The following is a 1114-nucleotide window of genomic DNA, read 5'->3' as shown; positions in this document are numbered from 1 at the left end:
AAAGCCGTATCAGTATCACGATTATTTCTTACCCCATAAACAACGTCTATTCCTTCATGATACTTTTTGACCATCTCCGGAATGGCATTGACATCATCCTGCAAATCAGCATCAATCGTAATCGTCATGTCAGAATAGTCAACGGCCGTTGTCAATCCCGCCAAAAGCGCATTTTGATGTCCATAGTTGCGACTGAATCTGATTCCGGTCACATATTCAAACTGGTTTTCAAATTTCCTGATCAATTCCCACGTCTTGTCTTTGCTGCCATCATCGACAAACAACAGCTTGCTGTTTGAAGATACTTGCTCTTCAGAAATCATGGACTCAAGAACAGCACCAAGTTCTTTAACGGTCTCCGGCAATACTTCCTCTTCGTTATAACAAGGGACAATAATCGTCAACATATTGTCTTCGCGCATGAAAATACTCCTCTCTGTCGTGAAACATACTGACTTTAATTATAAATCAACGAAGCAAGAAATTGTATCGATAATTAAATAATCATCCCAATAAACTGTTTATATACATGTCTGATGCAATATTCGAATTTATTTAGCATTGTTCAATAAATCTGCAATTTCTTCACATCATCAAAATAATTAAACTGAAAAACTGAACGATTTGTCATAACTTTTGAAACATCAAAGCCATAAGTTTTATGTATATTTAAAATATGAAGAAAGGCGAGGTGCAATGGATATGAAACATGTTACAGAACTTCAAAAATCAATCTTTGTTTCACTGGCTGTTTTAGGTTTTGTCGGAGGAATGCAGACTTCCGGCATTATTTATGACGGTAACGGATTGGCAATACCAACGATTGAAGCAGCATCCGTGCGCCGAGGCCAGCAGAAGATCAACGGAAAATGGTATCTGTTCGATAACAACGGACATTACAAGACAGGATTCCAGTGGATTCCGGAACAGCACAAGACCGTTTACTATGCAGGCAACGGGCAGATGCAGTACGGTCAGCAGAAAATCGGCGGTCACTGGTACCTCTTCGATACCAGCTCGGGTGCCATGAAGACCGGATGGCAGTGGATCGCAAACCAGAGGAAGACTGTCTACTACAACTCACGTGGCGAGATGCAGTATGGTCAGCAGAAAA

General features: G+C 40.6%; 2 protein-coding genes. One reads left to right on the top strand and one right to left on the bottom strand.

The genetic code is table 11. The annotated features are described in order from the left end of the window. The coding region (locus tag V7Z60_RS10130; protein ID WP_334117680.1) for a glycosyltransferase family 2 protein at positions 1-422 on the bottom strand (422 nt) is incomplete at its 3' end. Between the two features lie 280 nt (positions 423-702). On the opposite strand from V7Z60_RS10130, the gene V7Z60_RS10125 reads away from it, so the two are divergent. Continuing rightward, positions 703-1114, top strand: a 412-nt coding sequence (locus V7Z60_RS10125) for an N-acetylmuramoyl-L-alanine amidase family protein (protein WP_442918921.1), incomplete at its 3' end; no start/stop codon positions are given.

It is taken from the genome of Ligilactobacillus sp., from assembly GCF_036846325.1.
GTDB lineage: Bacteria > Bacillota > Bacilli > Lactobacillales > Lactobacillaceae > Ligilactobacillus.
This window is presented reverse-complemented; position numbering and strand designations above follow the sequence as displayed.